Source organism: Sorangiineae bacterium MSr11367 (assembly GCA_037157805.1).
GTDB lineage: Bacteria > Myxococcota_A > Polyangia > Polyangiales > Polyangiaceae > Pendulispora > Pendulispora rubella.
Map to the genome: position 1 here is coordinate 10,591,664 of CP089983.1, position 21,490 is coordinate 10,613,153.

15 protein-coding genes are annotated in these 21,490 nt (G+C 62.9%); 8 read left to right on the forward strand and 7 right to left on the reverse strand.

Annotated features, from left to right (window positions below):
* Positions 1-21 precede the first annotated feature (21 nt).
* The 6 genes from LVJ94_40905 to LVJ94_40930 form a co-directional block, all read right to left on the reverse strand.
* Positions 22-6,858 carry a hypothetical protein gene (locus LVJ94_40905; protein WXB03252.1) on the reverse strand — a complete coding sequence of 2,279 codons (6,837 nt, stop codon included), beginning with the start codon at positions 6,856-6,858 and terminating at the stop codon, positions 22-24.
* Positions 6,859-7,550: 692 nt separating this feature from the next.
* Positions 7,551-8,342, reverse strand: coding sequence for a 1-acyl-sn-glycerol-3-phosphate acyltransferase (locus LVJ94_40910; protein ID WXB03253.1), 792 nt, complete (start codon positions 8,340-8,342; stop codon positions 7,551-7,553).
* 29 nt (positions 8,343-8,371) lie between these two features.
* Positions 8,372-9,454 carry a 2-dehydropantoate 2-reductase gene (locus LVJ94_40915; protein WXB03254.1) on the reverse strand — a complete coding sequence of 361 codons (1,083 nt, stop codon included), beginning with the start codon at positions 9,452-9,454 and terminating at the stop codon, positions 8,372-8,374.
* A gap of 46 nt (positions 9,455-9,500) precedes the next feature.
* The gene (locus LVJ94_40920; GenBank protein WXB03255.1) at positions 9,501-10,301 is read right to left on the reverse strand and encodes a hypothetical protein; all 801 of its coding nucleotides are present in this window, start codon (positions 10,299-10,301) and stop codon (positions 9,501-9,503) included.
* A gap of 209 nt (positions 10,302-10,510) precedes the next feature.
* Entirely contained in the window at positions 10,511-11,491 is a 981-nt protein-coding gene (gene dusB / locus LVJ94_40925; GenBank protein ID WXB03256.1) for a tRNA dihydrouridine synthase DusB, read from the reverse strand.
* A 16-nt stretch (positions 11,492-11,507) separates the two neighbouring features.
* Entirely contained in the window at positions 11,508-12,134 is a 627-nt protein-coding gene (locus LVJ94_40930; GenBank protein ID WXB10795.1) for a 1-acyl-sn-glycerol-3-phosphate acyltransferase, read from the reverse strand.
* Between LVJ94_40930 and LVJ94_40935 the strand changes: the two genes are divergently transcribed.
* The 6 genes from LVJ94_40935 to LVJ94_40960 all read left to right on the forward strand — a co-directional run bounded on the left by LVJ94_40935 (position 12,057) and on the right by LVJ94_40960 (position 18,525).
* On the forward strand, positions 12,057-12,398 hold the full coding sequence (locus LVJ94_40935) for a hypothetical protein (GenBank protein WXB10839.1): 342 nt from the start codon (positions 12,057-12,059) through the stop codon (positions 12,396-12,398). The two genes, LVJ94_40930 and LVJ94_40935, sit on opposite strands and share 78 nt — an antisense overlap.
* A gap of 159 nt (positions 12,399-12,557) precedes the next feature.
* A complete protein-coding gene (locus tag LVJ94_40940) occupies positions 12,558-13,562 on the forward strand; it encodes a hypothetical protein (GenBank protein WXB03257.1) in 1,005 nt (334 codons plus the stop codon).
* 34 nt (positions 13,563-13,596) lie between these two features.
* The gene (locus LVJ94_40945) at positions 13,597-15,072 is read left to right on the forward strand and encodes an oligosaccharide flippase family protein (GenBank protein ID WXB03258.1); all 1,476 of its coding nucleotides are present in this window, start codon (positions 13,597-13,599) and stop codon (positions 15,070-15,072) included.
* A gap of 168 nt (positions 15,073-15,240) precedes the next feature.
* Positions 15,241-16,722 carry a serine/threonine protein kinase gene (locus tag LVJ94_40950; GenBank protein WXB03259.1) on the forward strand — a complete coding sequence of 494 codons (1,482 nt, stop codon included), beginning with the start codon at positions 15,241-15,243 and terminating at the stop codon, positions 16,720-16,722.
* A gap of 44 nt (positions 16,723-16,766) precedes the next feature.
* Positions 16,767-17,792, forward strand: coding sequence for a hypothetical protein (locus LVJ94_40955; GenBank protein WXB03260.1), 1,026 nt, complete (start codon positions 16,767-16,769; stop codon positions 17,790-17,792).
* Between the two features lie 7 nt (positions 17,793-17,799).
* The gene (locus LVJ94_40960) at positions 17,800-18,525 is read left to right on the forward strand and encodes a hypothetical protein (protein ID WXB03261.1); all 726 of its coding nucleotides are present in this window, start codon (positions 17,800-17,802) and stop codon (positions 18,523-18,525) included.
* Here the strand turns inward: LVJ94_40960 and LVJ94_40965 are convergent.
* The gene (locus LVJ94_40965; GenBank protein ID WXB03262.1) at positions 18,487-19,206 is read right to left on the reverse strand and encodes a phospholipase; all 720 of its coding nucleotides are present in this window, start codon (positions 19,204-19,206) and stop codon (positions 18,487-18,489) included. The two genes, LVJ94_40960 and LVJ94_40965, sit on opposite strands and share 39 nt — an antisense overlap.
* On the opposite strand from LVJ94_40965, the gene LVJ94_40970 reads away from it, so the two are divergent.
* On the forward strand, positions 19,205-19,744 hold the full coding sequence (locus LVJ94_40970; protein ID WXB03263.1) for an AgmX/PglI C-terminal domain-containing protein: 540 nt from the start codon (positions 19,205-19,207) through the stop codon (positions 19,742-19,744). The genes LVJ94_40965 and LVJ94_40970 overlap by 2 nt on opposite strands.
* A gap of 42 nt (positions 19,745-19,786) precedes the next feature.
* Positions 19,787-20,521 carry an aquaporin Z gene (gene aqpZ, locus LVJ94_40975; protein WXB03264.1) on the forward strand — a complete coding sequence of 245 codons (735 nt, stop codon included), beginning with the start codon at positions 19,787-19,789 and terminating at the stop codon, positions 20,519-20,521.
* Positions 20,522-21,490 lie beyond the last annotated feature (969 nt).

Genomic DNA, 21,490 nt, shown 5'->3' on the forward strand with positions numbered 1-21,490 from the left:
TCCTACTGCGCCTACTTCTACTCAAAGTGCACCTCGGTTCTTCAGCTCTCGCTCGATGCGCTCAAGTAGCTGCCGCTCTTCGCCTATCCTACTACCATGCCCTCCCTTGTCACCCCTATCACGCATCTCGTCAGTCCTCGTTTGGAGGCTCGTCTTGGTCATGTCTCGCAGATCCGAGAGGCGATCGGTTGGCATTCCGCGAAGATCGCCTGCGTGAGGAAGATCTCCGTGAAGCCGAGGGCCCGCTTTCGTTCCTCTCATGTAGAGGGGGTCGGCGCCTGCTCCGCGGCCGCCTTTGACGCCTTTTGACTCTGCGCTCTTAGCTCCGCCAAAGACTAGCGCGCCCGCTTCCGCCGCAGCATCCGCGACCTCGCCCCAGTCGTCCCCAACTGCGCCCGCCTTCGAAACCGGATCCGTCGCCTCCTGAGACGCCTTCTCCGCCTCCTTCGCGCGCAGGACACGCCCAACTACGGGTGCATCACGCAGCCGCTGCTCGACATACTTTTCCGTTGCTCTGCGGGCGCCATCACGAACGTTCGCGCCCTCCTGAAATTGACTTATGACCTCGTCTGCCTGCCTGATGGCCTCTGGTATTCTGTACACGAAGGGCTGCGGCACCGAACGGGTAGCTATTTGCCAAACCCCCTTGATGGCGGACTTTACAGCGCCCGCGTAGTCACCCATCTTCGCCTGAGTCACGGCCTGGGCAGCATTGCCCAACGGATGCTGCGCGGAGCGTGGTGTGGCGCGATGGCCGTATTGGTCACCCGAACCAGAGTCCGACTGGTCCGGTTTCGAGTCATCCTTCGGAGGTTCTGCCTTGCGCTCCGATGGCTTCTCTTCAATACGCGATGCTGGACGATCGTGGTTCTTGGTAGTCTCGAACCCGGCGGGGTCTATAAAAGTCAGAGGATTATTGAAGACATATGCGTATCGATTCCAAGATTGCGAAAAGTAGGGCGCTTCCGTGATTGGATCTGGCGATAGGAATCGCGCAATCTTCGGATCGTAGATTCGCCCACCCATGTTGACGAGCTCAAGATCATCCTCGTCTTCGTGCCCCGTGTAACCGACACTCTCCGTTTTTGGCTCCGTCGGTCCGCCACCCGTGGCCCAGTCAGGATTCCGAGCTTGTCCGAACGGGTCGTAGCTTCGCCGTTCGACAACCATTCCCTGCTCATTGGTGATGACGTCAACCGACGCATCGTGTGCGCCATGCACATATCGCTCTTTCCGGGCGATATCTCCGGTTCCTGTTTGCGAGAGCGTCACGATGGCGATAAGGCCGTCCGGACCGGACACGTACATCTTGTGCTCCAGCTTTGGCCCGTCCGCGTGACGCTCGTACAGCCCGTCGATGTATGTAGTCGACTTGGTGCCCGACGTTTTGCGGAGCCGCTCTCCGTCCGCGTCGTACTCGAAGGTAACCTCACCTCCGGGCTTCCGAATCAGTCGCGGCTTGTCGAACGCGGTGTACTCTATTTCCACGTCGTCGGCGGGACCTGTCGGCCGCAATATCTGGTTCCCGTTCGGGTCGTAGTCGTAAATCCGGCCGTTCACGCTGCGCACGGCGTGCGGTTTGTTCGCGCGATCGTAAACGTATGTACCGACGTCCGATTTGTAGACAATATTGCCAATATCGTCGTACTTGTACTCATACGCAGCGTTGGCCGCAGACGATTCGGAGCGAACCAGTCGATCGAGCGAATCGTAGCTAAAATTCTCCGCAAGTTGCTGACGGTGGTCAGTACGCGACTTTAAATTACGATTCTCATCGAAGGCATATTCAAGATTCTGAAGCTGCGCCACGCTCGGCGAGCTACTCGTCAGGGTACGCAGAAGGCCTGTATTACCATTGTACACTTTCGACGCAGCGACGCCGTTGCCAAACTGAACATCGCTAATGCGATTCGCATCGTCCGCAGTCTGCCAACGCCACATCACATGCTGGTCCGACGCATCTCGAACCGTTGTCGAATTGCCATAGTCGTCATACAGATAGTCAACGGCGAATCTGCTGCCACCAACGCTCGGATACGTCAGCCGGTGAAGCTCGCCGCGAGCGTTGTAAGCCCGCTCGATCGTATATGATTGCAATTGACTTCCGCTACTCGGCACAAGTGTCGTAGTTCGTGAAAGTCGCCCGAGAGCGTCGTACTCGTAACGCCGTCCATTTCTGCCTGCGCTGATAGATGCCGTCAGTTTCCCAATGGCATTCGCGCCTTGGTCATATGTTCGAATGTCGGTCCCGTCAGGGCTAGATTCTCGGGTAAGACGACCTAGAGCATCGTGGCAAGACAAAGTATCTTGACCCTTGTTGTCCGTTTCCACGCTCCGCAGGCCAAAGGCGTCATATACTAAAGCACGAGCGCCGAAATCCGGATCTACAACCCGTAACGTTCGCCCGTAGTCGTCGACGGTGTACTCTGTTTTGCTGCCGTTTACGTCGACCGACAGGAGACTTCCAAATGGTCCATAGCGGTAGGTCGTCGGCAAACGGTTGGCATCCTCGGATCGCACCACCTGCCCGCGCCCATCGAACACAAAGTGATTTTGCTCACCTTTGCCATCCGTCTGCCATTCCTCGAATTCACGATATGTCCTTGATACTGTTACGCCATCGGGAGCGACCTTGGTCGAGGGCCTGTGACGAGCATCATATGAAAACGACCATTTCGGTGTGCTCGTGGAAGCACTGCGGGCGGGGATGGATGCGGTCTTCGTTCCGCCAAAGTCCCAAAATGTTCGGATCGACTCTGACCGTTGTCCGCGAAGGCCGTAGCTCCAATCGTAGACGGCGCGTCCGAGGCGATCTAATCGTGCCCCCGATGTAACTCCTGTACTGTCCTGCGCGTGCAACGTCGGCCCCCACAGTTCGCCATCACGATCACGAGTAAGCCAATACGTCGTCAGGCTCCCGTCGGGCTCGTGCTCTCGCCTCAGATTTCCAAACGCGTCGTACACGCGCCAAGATATAAGCCCATTCGCGCTAACCATCGCGATTGGCACCCCGAGGTACGGGTTGTACTTGATGCGTGTCGTGTGACCGAGCGCGTTGCGAATCGCGTGAGGAAACACGCCGTCCGGGTCGTATGTGACAACCGTTTCGCCACGAAACACGTCCAGGGCGTCGTTCGTCGTCGAACGAACAATGTTTCCGAAGCGATCACGCTCGATCTCGGTATCGAGCCAGTGAGCGTCGTCCGATGGGGTTGCGATGGTTTGCCGCTCCAGGAGCCCAGTGTCTCGCTGGTAGAACGCCTCATACTGGCGCGCCTGCGAGCCCTCTGGTGTCTGGTCCGTGACTTTCGTGGTTCGCACCCGGCCGATGATCCAGCGCGGCTCATCATTGAGATACGAGGTTAGAGTCTCCGAGATGCTGAGCCGACTCGTTTCAAAGTCAGGTCGCGTCCAGTGGCTAACACGAGTGGACGTACTATTTCCAAAATCATCTCGAATGACCGCAATCCCCTCACCCCGATACGCCGAGGCCGACTGCAACATCGCTTCGGGATCCAACGTGAGACCGGGCTGCAGCGGGCCATAAGGAAGATTTTCGTACGTCCGCGTCGACTCAAAAGGGGTCTCGACGAAATACGTCTTGTTTCCGTTTGTCTTATGGACAGAAGGCGTGGCTCTTTCAATAGAGAGCCACATGAGCGCCGGGTCTTCTGCGCCCATGCTCGCGCGTTGGTAACCAAATGCAATAGACCAAAGCGGCACCCCACCATTGGGGTATATTCGCTGCGTAGCGTCGTAGGTCGTTGGATCGTAAATCGCGCGCGTCCAACGAGCAGTAACGGGATAGATTCCCTCCTTTGGGCCGCTCTCGTCCTCGTGATACTCGTATTGAACGTGCGCCCGGAACCCGAGCCAGCCTCGACCATGACGATCGACGTACGCATCCTCGTAACGGTGGAAAGTGTATCGACCGTAAAGTTCTTTTGTTGATCGTCCAAAACGCGTCCCAGTATCCTCGGACGTGCGAGAGACAACGTACTTTGGCCCAACGAATCGCTTGCACGGATACACGCAAGTCGCCTGGTTTTGCTCGGCCTGAAAGTATATCTGGCTCAGGTCCTTTCCGCCTTCGACAGCAATACTTTTTCCGTACGCGTTAATCAGTGGGCGATAGTCCAGGTAGAGCGACCCAAGGTAGATATCCGACGGTTGGTCGAAGGCGCCGTCCATACGCCCCTCCCGGATGGTAACGATCGCATCGACCTTCTCACCCACTTGGTTGTTTTTCGCATGTTCCCGCCAATGAAGAAGGCCGCCAAAATCGCTTATGATGTCCTGAAGTCCATCGCCATTTACATCAGCGACGCGCGGTCCACGTCGTGTTGGGAACACAGACAGCTCGGCAGGTTTCTCGTAGGGCAGCTGCTCGCCTGAGTACGAGAATACTAGCTCATTGGCGGTTGCAGTTGTCCGAAAGCGAAAATACCGTTTCGCCTCTCTCAGCGCAGGTGGAAGATACTGGCCGGGCGAATGAAGCACGGTATCGCCATAGGCGAAGAAGAGCTCTTCTCGTCCGTCCGCGTCATAGTCGATAACCAAACTATCTTCCAGATGAATTTTATTGGCTCCGAGCGACTCTAGACCAGAATCTGTGCGGCGGACGAACCCCTTTCCGCTGTTGAGCCAAAAGTTTGGCGCGAAATAGTATTCGGGCCGAGTGTCAGTGCTGGCGATCAGATCCTTGAGCCCGTCACCGTTGGCATCTATGGGCACGATGACCTGTTGTTGCCCAATATTCTGAGAAATACCGGGAGCCTCGTATCGTGTACTGAAACCGGCATCGGCTATGGAGAACGTCCCCTTGTTCGGATCGGATTGGCCGGGTAGCTTCTGCCAGGAGAAGATCTTGAACTGCCCGTTGTCGTTGAGCATCTTCCCATTGCCATCCGTTGGGCCACAGGATGGTGGTATGACGGCTACGTTTCCGATGCCGGTATACACTGCGCACGTGTCGATGAGCAGTTCTTCCTTCCCGTCTCCATCCGCATCGAGCGGAAGCACCGGAGCCGCGATGCTTACATTGAACAGTTCGGGAACCTCGATCGCCGGGCCGAAGCCGCTACGACCATCGTGCATTCGGTAGGTCCACTTTCCACCGCAACTCCATGGCATGTCACCTTGGCAGAGTGGCGTGGGTGGGTTCGGACGCCAGTCGTCGAGTAGATCGCGTTCGAGGAGATCCTTGATGCCGTCACCGTTGAGATCCACCAAGTAGAACCCCATCATAAGATGATCGTGAATCTTCACTGAGTCGCGCGACTCGCTGCCGCCACCGTAGTATAGGTTGTATATTGTGCGCTTTGAGCGAGGTATTCCCGTATTAATTAATTGAAAATTGTCGCCGGTCGACCTCAAATAACGCCAGGTCGGAGAAATATCGGCAAGAAGCAAGTCGGTTTTGCCATCTTGATCATAGTCAATGGGGAATCCTCGCTGCAGGAATCCTACGCTCAGTGCGTCGTTGGTCGGCGCGTCTGTGCGCACATGGGTCGAGAGATGAGTCGCCGCCGGCGACGGATTCCGCTCCTTGGCACCAAAAACGATGTTCCACCTTTCTTTGTCCGGGTAAACGATGTCGTCACGACCGTCGCCGTCCGCGTCCATGACGACGTTTTGCCCTGCCTGGTCCACTGCTGGCATTTGCTCCGTCGATGAAGGGCCCAAGAACTCGGGGCGAGACGTCGCCCACACGAATTCGGTAGGTCGCTTGCAGATCGAACCGCCCACATCGCACTCGCGAACGGCGTTGAGCAGATTTCGCTGGTTCGCGGAGTCGGCTTCGAAATTGAGGTCGTAAACGCGAACGGTGGTTTGACCACCATCAGCCAGCACTGCAATTCGGTGAAGAATTTTTGTTATTCTCGCACGCGCCCCGTACGCGTAACTGGTAATGACCTCACTGGCGAGCCGAGCTGCGTATTCGAAGCGAACAAACTTGTCGTGAAGCAGCCCGCTTGAGTGAGCGCCGTAGCGAATCTCGATCGGATAGTGCTCCTCGGTGCCCTTGTCGGACGCAAGCTTCTCATAAGTCACCTCCATCGTGTTTCCCGAACGATCTTGGACCGACTTGAGCGACCATGTCACCGTGACGGGGCCAACTTCGACACTGGCGTCGGCACCACCAAATTCGCGCAAATCGCCACTCTTGTCGTAAACGGTGAACGATTGTGGTCCAGTATAGCTATCTTGACCGTTGTTGCCGCCGTGTGAGACGATTTTCACGAATGAATCTGGGCGAGTCCTATATTCGGTGCCGTCTGCGCCATACTCACCGCGAACAGCCACGAGCCGAAGGCCCGAGAGGCAGAACCGGTCGTCGCGAGCGAGCGCAACTCGACGCATGGTATCGTCGTCGGAGTAATTCTGGTCGCAACGTGTGATCGCTGATAGCCCAGCGAGTGAAAAACCAACTCCAAGGTACCCAGATCCACTGTTGCTGTTGTAGGAGATGCTCAGCTCCGGTTCCATGCCCATGCGACCGGGCGGAACGGAGATCGGAATGGAGTAGTTCGCGGACCCATCGTCTCCTACTGCAAATTTGCCAGGCGCCCAACCAAGACCGACCGAAGGAACCAAAGTCGGCGTAGGCCATGACTCGAACCTTTCCGCAGGGGGACTCTCGGCGAGAGGACTATGCGTGCTGGATTCGTCGCCGGGAATGGGCGGCGCGTAACTGGGAACTGCACCGAAGGCATCGGGATTGTAGGCGGCGGGTGACACCGGGCTGGAAGACGGGCGCGGGCACGAGGAGCCATCGGCGAGCCGCACGCGTCCAACCGTTTCACCATTGCCACCTCCCGAGCAGCCCAGAGCCAGCGTCAGCGCAGACAGGATCAACAGCACAAACGAACGCGAGGATTTACTGGATCTAAATTTAGCTTGGGCGCGAGAGCGTCCAGCTGGTTTCTTGTGTAACATAGTTTCTTCCCCGGGGCGAAAGATGGCAATCGACCGGCACCTCGAGACGGCCGTGAGACATGGCTACGCCGAGCGCTCCACCGCCACGACCGTGGACACGACGCGAGTTCCCTACCAGGCACGGTCGTCGATACCCACGCACCGGTCAATCGAATAGGGAGTGTCAAATTGCTGCTAATGTCACTTTAAGTTGGCAACCATTTTAGAAACATGACGATGCACATTGCACGTCAGTCACCACACCGCGAAGTGTCACTGCGCCGCCCGCACTACGCGTTAACCGAACCGAACACCGCGTGACTTCCTCAAGCTGCTTTTTCGCGACCGCCAACAACCGACGTCTCCCGACACTGGCTTTGAGGTGCCACTGGCAATGACGATCTGATGCCCAACTCATCGCCTTAGTTGGCCTCCGCATGCCATGGTGTGACGTTGGCAGGGGCGATCAGGTCAACCGTTGGTTTGGGGCTAGAGGAGCGGGGCGAACCGAGTCTTGCGCGGTCTTCTCGTGTCCCGCACCGGGGCGGTTCGGGCTTGGCCCCTTCCAGGCCAGCTGCCGTACGCCGACGACAACCGCAAAGGATCAGAGAAAAGCCGCCGTCCCCGAGATGCTAGCCGGGCCCGTCCGAGGCTTCGTTCTCGGTGGGAATGGCCCCGTCGAAGCCCAGCGCGAACGTGCTGTCGTGCAGGGCGAGCGCATCGACGATGCGGCCGCGCACGGCACGGGCGAAGTCGGTCACGTCCTCGAATTGGTCCGACGGAACCGGCTCGAGCACTTCGACGGTGAGCTCGGCGGTCGCCGCAAAGGTGGTCCCATGCTTCGGGATGAGCGCGTGCCCGCCGTGGATGGCGATCGGCACGACGGGAACGCCCGCTTCGTGAGCAAGGGAGAAGGCGCCGTGCTTGAACGGCTGCACACGCCCATCGCGTGAGCGGGTGCCCTCGGGGAACATCATGATGCTCATGCCGTTCTGCAGCAGGGCGCGGCATCGCTCCAACATGGTCCGCGTGCTGTTCGCATCACCGCGCACGAGCGGGATGTACTGGGAGAGCCACATGTTCCAGCCGAGGATCGGCATGTTGAAGTTCTCGCGCTTGGAGACCCACTTGAACTGACGGAACAACGTGAAGAGCAGCACGATGTCCGCGATGGACGTGTGGTTCGCCGCCAGCACGTACGCTTGCCCCGGCTTGATGCGATCGCGATGGATCGTGCGGACCTTCCAACCGGGATAGAACACCGCGTACATGCTCGCCCAGGCGCACGACCACATGTGGTTGACACGGCGCTGGCGATCGAAGGGCGCAGTCACCACCCAGAGAACGGCGGCGACGAGAAGGCAGAGCACCGACGTGAGGCCGAGGAAGGTCCAGAGAAGGTACGTGACGATCTTGCGCGCCATGGTCACCCGCCGCTTTTCGGTTTGCGCTGTTAACGAGGTTCGAGGTCGGGGACGCGCCGCGCGAACTCTTCGAGCGCCGCGATCCCGGATTTCATCTTTCCGGCCGCAATGGCGTGCACCATGTTGCAGGCTTCGCGGTTGAAAGGGGTAGAAATTCCAAGCTTGTGCCCACGAACGGTGACTTCCCCGTTCAGGAAGTCGACCGCCGGCGGCTGGCCCCGCTCGATGGCGGCCAGCATGGAGGAACGCAGCCGGCGATAACGCGCACCGACAGCGAGGAGCATTCCATGCTTCGCCACGAGCCCGGGCGAACCGCTGACTTGCCGTTCGGCCTCGGTGAGGGCAATCCAGTCGATGTCGAGGGTACCCGCGACCTTTTCCAGCCGAACCTTCTCCGCCCGGGCCACGGCCACGGCCTCGGTGATGATCTCGAGCCCGAGGCGCCGGACGAACCGGTGAAGCATCAAGCTGCCCAGAGGCTTGCCGCCCAAGGTGCCCAAGGTGGAGATGGCGCAGTTGATGGCCAGCTTGCTCCAGCGCGCGCCGGCCAAGTTGGTCGTCGTCGAGACGGGGCCGATGGGCTCGAGAAGCATCGCGAGCTTCATCAGCCGATCGTCGGCCTTGCCGTCGATGCGGCCGAGGGTGAAACCTCCGGCGGCGGTGCGATCGTAGACACCGGGTTCGACCATGGATCCGCCCCACGCCACGACGGCACCGAAGACCCGCTCCGGCCCGGCGATGGCGGCCACGCGATCCTCGCAGAGGCCATTTTGAAGGCAGACCATGGCGCCGTGCGGCGCAAGGAAGGGCACGACGTTGCGCGCGGCATCTTCCACCTGGGTAGGCTGCGTGGACAGGACGATCCAATCGAACGGCGCGGTGTCGGGCGCGAGCTCGTTCACCGCGCGACCGCGCACCGTGCGCAGGCCATCCACACCGCGCAGGACGAAGCCGCGCTCCTGGATGGCGTGCGTCACCGCGCGGTTGCGCGTGAGGCCGGTCACATCGACCAACTCGCCGCTATGTTCGAGGAGGGACGCGGCGACGATGCCACCGAGCCCTCCGCATCCGACGACGAGGACACGTTGCTTGGATTGCGTACCTTCGTGCACGGCGCCCGGTATACCTCACGGCCGCCCCGACGAAAACGGTGAAGCCTTACGGGCGGCGCGTCGGTTCCGGTAGGGACTTGCTCGTGCGCACGAAGTCCGCGATGGCGCCGGTGAAGGCCACTTCGGCCTTGGTGCACTTGCCCTCGTCGTCGCCACCGCACGCTTTATCGCGGGCCTCGAGGCTGGCCTTCACCTTCGGCGCGGCGAGAAGGGCGCTCTTGGTGGGCTCTTCCAGGCGGCGCCAGGGGATGGCCGCGCGCTTGGGTTTCGGCGCCTTGTTCATCGTGATTTCCTCGGCCATGACAGAGACGCACGAGCCATCCCAGCGAAGCACGTCGTACGAGCCGGTGTCGCCATTGGCCGCGACCAGAACGATGCCGTTCGCGTTCGCCTTGCGATGGGCCACCACGAGCACCTCTTCGTCGAAGAGCAGCTTCGAGCGGCTCGTGCGACCGCCGCCGGCGTTCCATCCGTCGACGTCACGGGTCATGTATGCGCGCGTGAAGGGCGTGCCCTGGGAGAAAAGTGAGAGGGCCACGTCCGGATACGCGGTGCTGCAAAGCTTCTTCGCGTAATCCGCGTCGGGCACACAGGCTTTGCGCGTACCCTGCACCGTGCACGTCGTGGGAAGCGGTGCGGCAGCCGTGGCCGCGACCTCGGCCTGCGTGATCGTGGCCGTGGAGGACTCGGCCGGTGCGCTTTCCGCTGAGGGCGCAACGCCCTGAGGCTCGACGCTGGGGGCGGAGGTGCTGGCGACCGACACCGGTGCGGGGGTCGGGCTCGACCCGCACGCCGCGGATGCCACGCAGAACACAATGGATATCGCGAACTTGTTCGACTGATGCATGTGCGATGCTCCCAAAGCTGGGGAAATGCCCGCTCCAAAATTGGATGCGGAGAAGAAGCGACCATTCGCCTGATACGGTCGCTAACCCCGTTTCATTTGCTCCGGAGTCAGCGAAAGTAGGTCAGCGTGCGCACGCACGGTTCGGCCCGCAAGAGACCGTTCCCCGGTTCAGTACCCGGACGCCCGTCGCACCAGGCAGTCGCCGATCTTCAAGCCGCCCGCGCGGCGCTTTCCTCAAGGAAGTCGACGCACTCGGTGAGCGAGTCCGTCTGGAACAATCGCTGGCGCATCGCCGACGCGCCCGGCAAACCGGAGAGGTAACCCGTCAGATGACGCCGCGTGACCCGCACGCCGTGAGGCTCGCCGCGGAACTCCACGTTGGCACGGAGATGATCACGGCAGAGCGCGAGCCGTTCTTCGGCCGTCGGAGGCAACACCGGCTTGCCCTGAAAGCGCTGGGCAATTTCGCGAAAGACCCACGGGTGCTCGATGGCGCGGCGCCCGACCATGACGCCCGCACAATGCGTTTCGGCGAGCGCGCGCTCGGCATCGTCGGCGCTGCGCACGTCGCCGTTCACGATGACCGGAATGGACACGACGCTCTGCGCGCGGGCTGCCCACGCCCAATCGGCAGCGCCCTTGTGACCCATGGCGGCCGTGCGGCAGTGGACCGTGAGCGCGGCGACGCCCACGTCCTCCAAGCGGCGCGCGAGATCGACGATGGGCATGTCCGATTCGGGCCCGTACCCAATCCGCGTCTTCACCGTGACCGGGAGCGAGACGCTCTGCACGACGAGGCGGGCCATGGCCACCATGGCCTCCGGGTTGCGCAGCCAGCCCGCACCGGCACCACGCCCTGCGATCTTCGGCACCCAGCATCCGCAGTTGATGTCGATGAACGCGGGCCGCGCTTCCTCGGCCACCCGCGCCGCCTCGGCGAGGCGCTCCGGGTTGGAGCCGTAGATCTGAATGGCCGTGTGCGTGTCGTCTTCCGCCAGCGAGATCTTCCGGCGCGCGTTTCGGCAGCCGCGAAGCAGCCCTTCGACGTTCACGAACTCGGTCACCTCGATGGTGGACCCGAACCCCCGGCACAGTCGACGAAAGACGACGTCGGTGACGTCCTCCATCGGCGCGAGGACGACGGGGCGATTGCGCAATAGTTCGGAGACGTTGACGGGGCTGGCAGACATCGGCGGAGGCGCCTTCCTAGCGCGACGAGCCTCCCGACGCCAGCCCACCCTCCAAACGGCCGCGAATCGCGCGTTCCTGGTCGCCAAGTGCGGCGATGGCTTCGCACGCGCGCTCGGAAACCCGCCGGAAGACCCGCGGGCTGGGCGCCTCCTCCAAAAGGCCGCCAAAGTCGACCGGCGCACCGAACGCGACCACCACTTTGCGCCCGGTTCGCGTGACGTTCGAGCCAATCTGTCGAACGATGTCGTTCGTGAGCCCGTTCACGAATACGGGAATCACCTGCGCGCGGGCGCGGTGGATGATGCGCCCCACCCCGCTCTGCGCGGGCAAGAGCGCGTACGGATCGTCGCCTTTGTTGCGCGCCCCCTCCGGATGCAACCCCACGAACACGCCACCGCGTCGAAGGAGCGACGCCACTTCCTCGATGCCCGCAAGATTGAGCCCCTGGCGTTTGCGATCGCGGAACACCGGTGGGTACATGGCGAAGAAACTCATGACACCGTTCACGACTGGGCCGAGCGGATGGTCGTAAAAGAAATTCGACCGCACCGGGAAGAGGATGCGATGCGGCAGCCCACGCTTTACGAGGTAGCCGGTGACCACGTACAGATCGAAAAAGCTGCGGTGGTTGGACACGAGCACGTAGCTTTTGCCCGGATCGAAATTCGGCAGTCGATCCAGTCCGTGGACGTGACGCAAGTTCCGAATGGACGCCTCGATCCAATTGGCGCCAATGATGCGCTGCAACCATCTCAGCGATTTGTCGAGGGGTCCCGGCTCGAGGCTTTTACGAATGAACCGGATCTGTCCGCGTTCGAGCGGGCTCAGGAGATTTCCGCCGGCGCTGAGCAGGTCGAGTGGCTCGGCTCGACGCCTGACAGCCGCGTCAGCGGATTCGCCTCCTGACGCAGCAGCGCCAGAGCGCGCAACACCAGCGTGGGTGTTTTCTTCGGACAACACGGAATCCTCCGTCATGTAGGTCGACCCCACTTTAGCGTCGCCGCAAGTGAACACGTGCGGTTTTCGACTTGCGCGTGCCCGGACTGCGCGTGACTCTTATAGGCCGTGAGCGACATCGCGAAGATCACCAAGCTTCTCCACGACGACTCGCTCGAACGCCAGATGGCGGCGGTGATCGTCCTGGGGGAGCTTTGCGCAGGCGGTCCTGACGTGATCCGCGGCTTGCTCCACGCGCTCTCCAGCGACGTGCCCGTGCTCCAGCGCCACGCCGTCTCCGCGCTCTCGCGCATCGGCGCGCGGGAGCTCGCACTGTGCGCCAAGGACTCGCTGCTCGATCCCAACGTGCGCCTCGAGGCGCTCACCGCGTTGCGCCTCGTCGTGGGCACGCGCGCGGGCACGACGCACAGCCATGTCGAACCGCACGTCGCCGAAGCGCTCATCGAGATTGCCTCGGGAGACGATCGCGCCCTCGCGCAAAGTGCGCTGACAACGTTGGCAGGGCTGGAAATTCCTCCGGAGGCCTCGCAGAGCCTGGCAAGGCTCGTCGGGCACCCGGAGTTGGAGCGCGCGCGCTTCGTCATCGACCAACTCGGGCGCCGCAAAGATGGGGAGGCCACACTCGTTCTGGTGGGGGTGGTCAAATCGCTCGACCGGCGGCGGGCCGAATTTGCAGCCGGCGCGCTCACCGGAAAGGACGACGCGGTCACGCCGCTCGCCGAGGCGCTGCTCGAGACGAAGGACACGGACCGCGCGTGGTTGATGCGCAACGTGCTCCGCCCCAGCGCCAAGAAGGTGCCGCCGCTGCTCTTGAAGAAGATGCTCGAGCGGGCCATGGAGCGCTTCGGCGCCGGCGAGCGCGGATGGGAACCGCTGCTCGACATCGTCCGCGATGCGGATCCGGAGTCGGTCGCCGGTGCGCTTCGTACGCTCGCGCGCAAGTTCCAGAAGCAGGATCAGACGACCGACGCCATTGCCGTTTGGCGCCGCGTTTGCGCCAGCGATCGCGCGACGAACGACGATCGCGACGAACTCGCGGCCCTCGAGCGGCGCACCACGCCTACGCCGCGCGAACGCAACGGCAGAACGCAACGCCGGAAAGCGGCGAGGTAAGGGAAGAGGGGGGAGACACATCTCGGCCGAGCCTTTGACCACGAAGGCGGTGCGGGGCGCGAGTTGGACCATCGCGACCAGCGTCGGATCACGCGCCATCGGCTTGGTGGGGACGCTGGCGATCACCTATTTTCTCGTCCCCGACATCATCGGCGAGGTGTCCGACGCCTCGGTGCTCATCCTGAGCGCAATGCAGCTCTCCACGATTGGCGTCGGGCAGTACGTCATCGCGAAGCCCGACTCCGGCCGCGACGTCGCCTGGCACGCGACGGTCTTCCACATGGCGCTGGGCCTCCTCGCCATTGGCCTCGTCACCTTGTTCCGCGATCGCTTCGGCGGCTTCCTCAGCGCGCCCACCATGGCGCGCTACGTTCCGGGCTTGGCCCTGGCCGCGGTCTTCGATCGCGTCGCCTTCATGCCGGAGCGGCTGCTCGCGCGCGACATGCAGTTTCGCGTGATCGGCCTCTCGCGCACCGTCGGTGAGGTGACCTACAGCATCGCGTCGGTGGCACTCGCCTTCGCGGGCCTCGGCGGCATGGCCTTGGTGCTTGCGAACGTGGCGCGCAGCATCCTCCGCTGCGCGATGCTCTGCATGGCCGTCGACCGGCGCGAGTGGCTCACGCCGTCGCCGCTGTCGAAGAAGACGACGCGCGCGATGCTCGCCTTCGGCCTCCCCTTCTCGGTCAGCGCATCGGCGAGCTTCGCGGCACGGCGTTGGGACAACCTGCTCGTGTCGAACTTCTTCGGCCCGACGGTGCTCGGCGAGTACAACCTCGCGTACAACCTGGCGGACATCCCCGCCGTGCAGGTGGGCGAGCAGATCGGCGACGTGCTCCTGCCCTCGTTTTCGCACATGGGGGCCGCACAGCGAAAACGCGCGCTGGTGCGCTCCACGGCCTTGCTCGCGCTCATCGTGTTTCCGCTCGCCGTCGGGCTCGGTGCGGTGGCCAACACCGCGGTCGCCACCTTACTGCGCAAGGAATGGCACAGCGTGGGGCCGATGTTGACATTGCTCGCTGCGCTGTCGGTGGCACGCCCTGTCGGTTGGACCATCGCCTCGTACTTGGTCGCGCGTGAGATGACCCGCCCACTGATGTGGCTCGGTCTCTTTCAAGTGGGCTCGCTGCTCGCGTGCATTGCCGCCATCGGGCGCGCCGGGCCGCTTTGGACCTGCGTCGCCGTCGGCGTGGCGTTCGCTGCACACGCGCTCGCCAGCATGGTGGTGGTCGCCCGAGCTGACAACATCACGGTCGGGTCACTTGTCATGTCGTGCGTGGGACCGCTGCTCGCGTGCATCCCATTGGTGCTCGCCGTCATCGGTGCGCGACATGGACTGGCATGGCTTGGAGAGATGCCCCGCGGGGTCGGCCTCGTGGTGGAGATCATCGCGGGTGCCCTCGGGTACGTCGCCGGCGCCTTGTTCTTGGCTCGAAAAACCGCGGCAGATTTCCTCGGCCTGGTGCGCTCGGCCCTGGGACGCAGGAAAGCCCCGCCCGCCCCGCTCGCGTGATGGCTGCCGTTCTCCCCGCTCCGCGGGAGGGAGCGCTCGTCGGGGCAATTTACCACGCAGGTCCCCAGCACATCCGCGGGATTCGCGGCAGAATTTATTGGCGCAGAATTCGCTTAGCTACGGCGTGACAGCTCTTCGACGAGCACCAGAAAGCGAGTCCGTTCCATCATGCTGAGCGCGTCCCAAGAGACGGGCGAGCCCGTGCGCATACTGCCGCAGAGAGGGGACGTTCTCATCGGCAAGTACCGAATTGATCGGGTCATCGGCGACGGTGGCATGTGCATCGTGTACGCGGCCGAGCATCTGCAGCTCGAGGATTGGGTCGCCATCAAGGTGCTGCGCACCGAGTGGGTCGACCGCCCCGAGGTGGTGGAGCGTTTTCTTCGTGAGGGCAAAACCGCCACGCGCATTCGAAGCGAGCACGTGGTGCGCACCTTCGACGTGGGAACCCTCGACGACGGCACGCCGTGCCTCGTGATGGAGCACCTCGTGGGGAGCGACCTGGATGCGCTGCTCACGGCCAATGGGCCGCTTCCGGTGCCTGCCGCCGTGGATTACCTGCTTCAGGCGGGGGAAGCCATCGGCGAGGCGCATCAGCTGGGCATCGTCCACCGCGACCTCAAGCCGGCGAACCTGTTTCTCACGCATCGCGCGGATGGGTCGCCGTGGATCAAGGTGCTCGACTTCGGCATCTCCAAGCTGGCACCTCGGGCGTTTGCGCTGACCGGACGCGAGCTGGCGCTTACGGGGACGCACTCCATCATGGGCTCGCCGCGGTACATGTCGCCCGAGCAGATGCGCTCCTCGATGGAGGTCGACCACCGCGCGGACATCTGGGCCCTCGGCGTGATCTTGCACGAGCTCATCGCGGGCCATCCGCCGTTCGACGGCGAGACCATGCCCGAGATCTGCGCGAATATCCTGCAGAGCCCCGCACCGCCGCTCACGACGCTCTGCCCGGACGTGCTACCCGACATGGAAGCCGTGGTGCTCCGCTGCCTCGAGAAGGACCCGGCGAAGCGCTTCCAAAACTTGGGCGAGCTCGCGGCCGCGCTGCGCGAATTTGGCACCCCCGCGGGACGGGCTTCGGCCCACCGGATCATGGGCATCTTCCAATCGGGCGCCACCATGTACGGGCGCACGTCGGGCCAAATGCCCGAGAGCGGGCCGGCGTGGGGCTCGACCGATCCGACGTGGAGGCCGGGACCGCGCAAACGCCGCAGCTTCGTGCGGACGTTGGGCATCGCCCTCGGCTCGACGGCGATCGTCGCGTGCGGAGCGATCACCGCGATGTTTGCCCTGCGGCATGCGACCCCGACGAACAGCGCGGAGGCGCCTGCGCCGTCGGCGGTGCTCTCGTGGGAAAATCAGGCCGCTCCGGCGGCGCCGCCTCCACCCAGCAGCGCGGCCCCTTCGGCTTCGACGGAACCGCCGGCTGTCCCTGCCGCGTCCGAGACCGTGAGCGCAAGCGCGAGTGCGAGCGCATCCGCCGACTCGAAAAAATCGAAACACGGAGCGGCGAAGGCGCGAGGGTCAGCTGCGCCGACGGGTCCGTCGTCGCCGTCATCGGACTCCTTGTCGACGTCGCCACGTGGAAGCGCGACGGCGGCACCCACGAGCTCCGAATCGCTGTTCGAAGAGCGCAAGTAAACCGCCTACAGGCCGCAGTTCACCAACAGCTCTGGCAGCCACTCATGAAGCTGAAGCTCCTTCGTTCCGTCCTCTTCTGCTCGTTCTGCTCGAGCCTGGTGCTCGCCTCGGCGGAGGTGCGTGCGGGGAACGATGCCCCCGCGGCGCAGGCGCTGTTCAATGAAGCGAAGAAGCTCATCGCCGATGGAAAGTGGGCCGAGGCGTGCCCCAAGTTGGAGGAGAGCCAAAAGCTCGATCCGGGGATTGGCACCCAGTACAACCTGGCCAACTGCTACGAGCACATCGGGCGCGCGGCGAGCGCGTGGGCAGTGTTTCTCAACGTCGCCGGCGAGGCCAAGGCCGCCGGGCAGCCGGCGCGCGAAAAGGTCGCCCGCGATCGGGCCACGGTGCTCGAGGCGCGGCTGGCGAAGCTCGTCATCACCGTGCGCGCGACCGATGTGTCGCAGTTGAAGGTGACACGCGACACCTTGGAGGTGGGGCGCGGCCAATGGGGCGCGGCCATCCCGATCGACGCGGGCGAGCACCGCATCGTGGCCAGCGCGCCGGGCAAAAAGACGTGGGAAAAGACGGTAAAGGTGCCCGTCGATGGCGTCACCGTCAACGTGGAGGTGCCCACGCTGCAGGACGATCCGAACGCCGCCACACTCGCCGATCGCGGATTGATGCCAGGCCGCCCCGGAGAGGGGGAGCAAGTACCGAGCGACGAGCACCCCGGACGCACGCAGCGAATCGGCGGCATCGTCGCCGGCGCGGTGGGCATCGTGGGCATCGGCGTGGGCACGATGTTCGGGCTGATGTCGAACTCCAAGAAGAACGACTCCGAGCCGCACTGCAACGCCAACAACCAATGCGACGAGACGGGACTCGGCCTGCGCGACGATGCGCTGAACTACGGGACGTACTCGACCATCGCGTTCATCGCGGGAGGGGCCGCGCTCGTCGGGGGCATCGTTCTTTTTGCGACCGCGCCGAAGGCCAAAGATGCCAGCCAGGTCGGCAAAGTGAGCTGGCAGGCGGCACCGATGATCGGCCCGCGCACCACCGGCTTCCACGTGCAGGCACGCTGGTAGAGGGACCATGCGGGGGATCTACGCCATCTTCTCGCTCACCCTCGTTTTCGGCTGCAACATCGTGCTCGGTAACGAGAAGGGCGAACTTCTCGAGACCGACCAGGGCAACACGCACGGCAGCGCCTGCGCCAAAGGCTTCGCCGACTGCAACGGCGACCCGCGCGACGGATGCGAGGCACGCCTCTCCGAAGCGAGCCACTGCGGCGCGTGCGACGTGCAATGCGGCGCCTCCAATGCGCTCTGCGTGGCCCAGGAGGACGACCGTTTCGCCTGCGCGAGCGGTTGCCCCGCCGCGGCCTCCGCCATTTGCGATTTGCAATGCGTCAACCAAAAGACCAACGCCTCCCACTGCGGGGAGTGCGGGCACGCGTGCCCGGGCACGCCAAACGGTGAAGCGTTCTGCGAGCAGAGCAAGTGCAAGGTCGCCTGCGCGGTGGGCTACCACGCCTGCGACACACGCTGCGTCGGCGCCAACGATCCGACCGGATGCGGGAACGCGTGCACCGTTTGCGCGTCGGGCCCGCACAGTTCCGCGGTGTGCGACAAGGGCACGTGCGGCATTGCCTGCGCGGCCGGCTTCGCCAACTGCGACGGCGATATGCAAAACGGCTGCGAGACGTCGGTGTGGGAGGATGGGAAACACTGCGGGGGGTGCGGCCGCCCGTGCGGCGCGGCCACGCGCTGCGTGGGAGGGCTATGCCTTCCCTTTGGCGGAATGACCGCCGAGCAGTGAGCCAAGACCCTCGAACGCGCCGGGCGGAATGCCATGGCCGCCGCGAAAGGGAACCCATGTGACCTCGAGCCCCGCGGCCTGCAGGGCCCCACGGAGCTCCTCGGCCACCTCGTAGGGCAAAATCGGATCTTGCGTGCCGTGGCTCTGAAGGACGCGCAGGCCGCGGCGTGAACCCAGGCGAGGGATCCAATCCTGGCGCGCGATGATGGTGCCCGAGAGAAGCGCGAGCCCCGACAGCGGGACGTCGCAATGCAGCGTCACGTCGAGCGAGACCATCGCGCCTTGGGAAAAGCCTCCGAACACCACGGGGCCGCCTTTCGCCGTGGAGGACACCTCGGTGAGCAACTCGGTCACCCGGGCGCGCACCTCGGTGAGGCCCTCGGGAACGCTCTCGGTCAGCTCCTGGGTGCGTCCGGCGAGGACGGCGAATTGGTAGGCCATGATGTCGATGTCCCACCATGCGCGCCCCTCGTCGAACTGCGGGCCGAGCGACTTCGGAGCCTCGGGGAACGCGAAACGCGTACCCGGCGGCGCAGGGATCTCGCGCGAGAGCGGCACCAGATCGTCACCGGGCGCACCGTAGCCGTGCAGCAGGATCACCAGCGGCCCCTCCCCGCCGCCGTGACCGTCGTCGCCGCCGGTCCACCGAACCTTGAGTCCTGCTACAGTGCTCTCTTTCATGAGCGGCAGACTACCTTCTCTGTTCTTGATCGTTGCAGCTCTTTCGGCCTGCGGAGGCTCCCCGCCGCCGCCAGCTCCCCCGCCCCCCGAGCCGGCCGCCGCGCCGCCCGAGCCGCCGGCGCCGGCCGCCGCGGAAGCCCCCAAGGCGGAAGAGCCGCTGACGGGAAAGTCGGCCGCCGCAAGCGACGGACCTCCGGCTCCAACGGAACCCTCCGTGGCAGGAACCGTCACCACCGGTTCCGACGTGCCCGACGAGTGCAGCAAGGCAGCCCTTCCCTACGAGGAGAAAGTCCGGCCGCTGCTCAACAAGTGTTACCAGGAGGGCAAGAAGAAGAACCCCGACCTTTCCGGCACGGTGCGCGTGCAAGTGGCGATCAACACCGCCGGCAAGGTCACGTCGGTGAAGCCCTCTGGCACATCCGAATTGGGCGACAGCGTGGTGCAATGCATGGTGAAGGCGGTGCGTGACACGCCGTTCGACGGAGCCCTGTGCAAGTCCAAGACGGTCATCGTCAGCAAGACCTACGGGAAAAAGTAGCGACCATTTTTGCTTTGGCGCGGGTCCGCGGTAAAGCGGACTATGCAGAAAAAATATGTGGCTGAGGCCATAGGAACATTCGTCCTCGTTTTCGGAGGCTGCGGGACCGCTGTACTCGACGCGAAGAACGTCGGTGTTCTCGGGGTCTCGATCGCATTCGGTCTGACACTCCTGACGATGGCGTACACCATCGGACCGATCTCGGGTTGCCACATCAACCCCGCCGTCACGGTGGGGCTCATCGTGGCGGGCCGGCACGACAAGAAAGATCTCACGGGCTACGTGGTGGCGCAGGTTCTGGGCGGCATCGCGGCTGCCGGGGTGCTCTACGCCATCGCGAACGGCCACGATCTTGGCTACGACCTGAAAGACGGCCTCGCGGCCAATGGTTACGGCGATCACTCGCCGGGTGGCTATGGATTGCTGGCTGGCTTGCTCGCCGAGATCGTGCTCACGGCGCTCCTTCTCTTCGTCGTACTCGGCACGACGGACAAGCGCGCGGCCGTCGGCTTTGCCGGCCTTCCGATCGGACTTGCGCTAACGCTGATTCACCTGGTGGGCATTCCGATCACGAATACCTCCGTCAATCCGGCGCGATCCATCGGGCCGGCGCTGTTCGTGCGGGGCTGGGCGCTCGAACAACTCTGGCTTTTCATCGTCGCCCCCATCTTGGGGGCCATCTTTGGAGCACTGACCTATCGCGCAATCGAAGAAGCACAGCCGAAATCAAAAGTCGTAGCCCAGGACGAGAAAACACCTTCGCCGGCGCGCACCTAGCCGAGTTGCCCTTTTCGAAGAGTTGCAATCTACACATTCAAAACAAACGCAGTATCTCGCATTGTCTCAAACACACTTTCTTGGGGATGGCGAAAAGGCTACGTGGGGGTTGCGCCAGTACTAAACCCGCGAATCTTCCGAACTTTTTCGCCATTTCCCGGTATTTTCTCCCAGGCCTGGGGAGAACTTTGTGGAGAACTTGCGGAATAAAAAGAGTCGTTATCTTGACTTTTTCGGTTGCACCAATCGGGCACTTATTGGATAAGTGCCCTCAGAAGTTCGCGGTACCACATAGACCAGTGAGCTGTTGTCCGTAGTGGCTGTTTCGGGCGCTGCGATGGTTCGCATTCTCCAAACCGTTATTCCTGAAGGGAATCCCGGCGCGGGACCGAGCCATTGGGCTACGCATGGAATGGCGCCGTCCATCGTTGCATTGGATGGACGGCGCGAAACCATCGGGTCATACAGGCGATCTCCGGCTCGGCTGCAAGCAGCGCATCGATTTGGACCATTGTTTCGGATTCGTTTCCGAAGTTTCACGATGCTCGACGTCGGTGCTCAATCAAAGCTGCGCGTGCATTGGCAACGAGGGGAACGAGTATTCGTCCTTCGTTTCGAATGCGTTATCCATCCTACGTCGCCAAGAGGCTTCAGGTTTGGAGGGCTACCACCCGCCGGGCCTGACCATTCGTAATACCTATTACGAACAACGACTCTTGGCTCCGCGACCCGCTTGGGCAATGTTTTCGTAACATTGAGTGGTCGCGCAGAAGACAGGTGCAGCCGCTCACATGGTCGTCCCGTGCGTCGCTGAGCGTTCGTCTCGTGGTTTTCGACGAACGCTCGCGTTGCAGAACTCGGCGGAACAGGAAGTCCCTTTCCCAAAGGGCAAATTCCATATCGGCCGAGGGAAGGCACCTTGGGTCGTCCACGGTGGAGGCTTTCACGAGCTTCCAGCGACCGACCTCG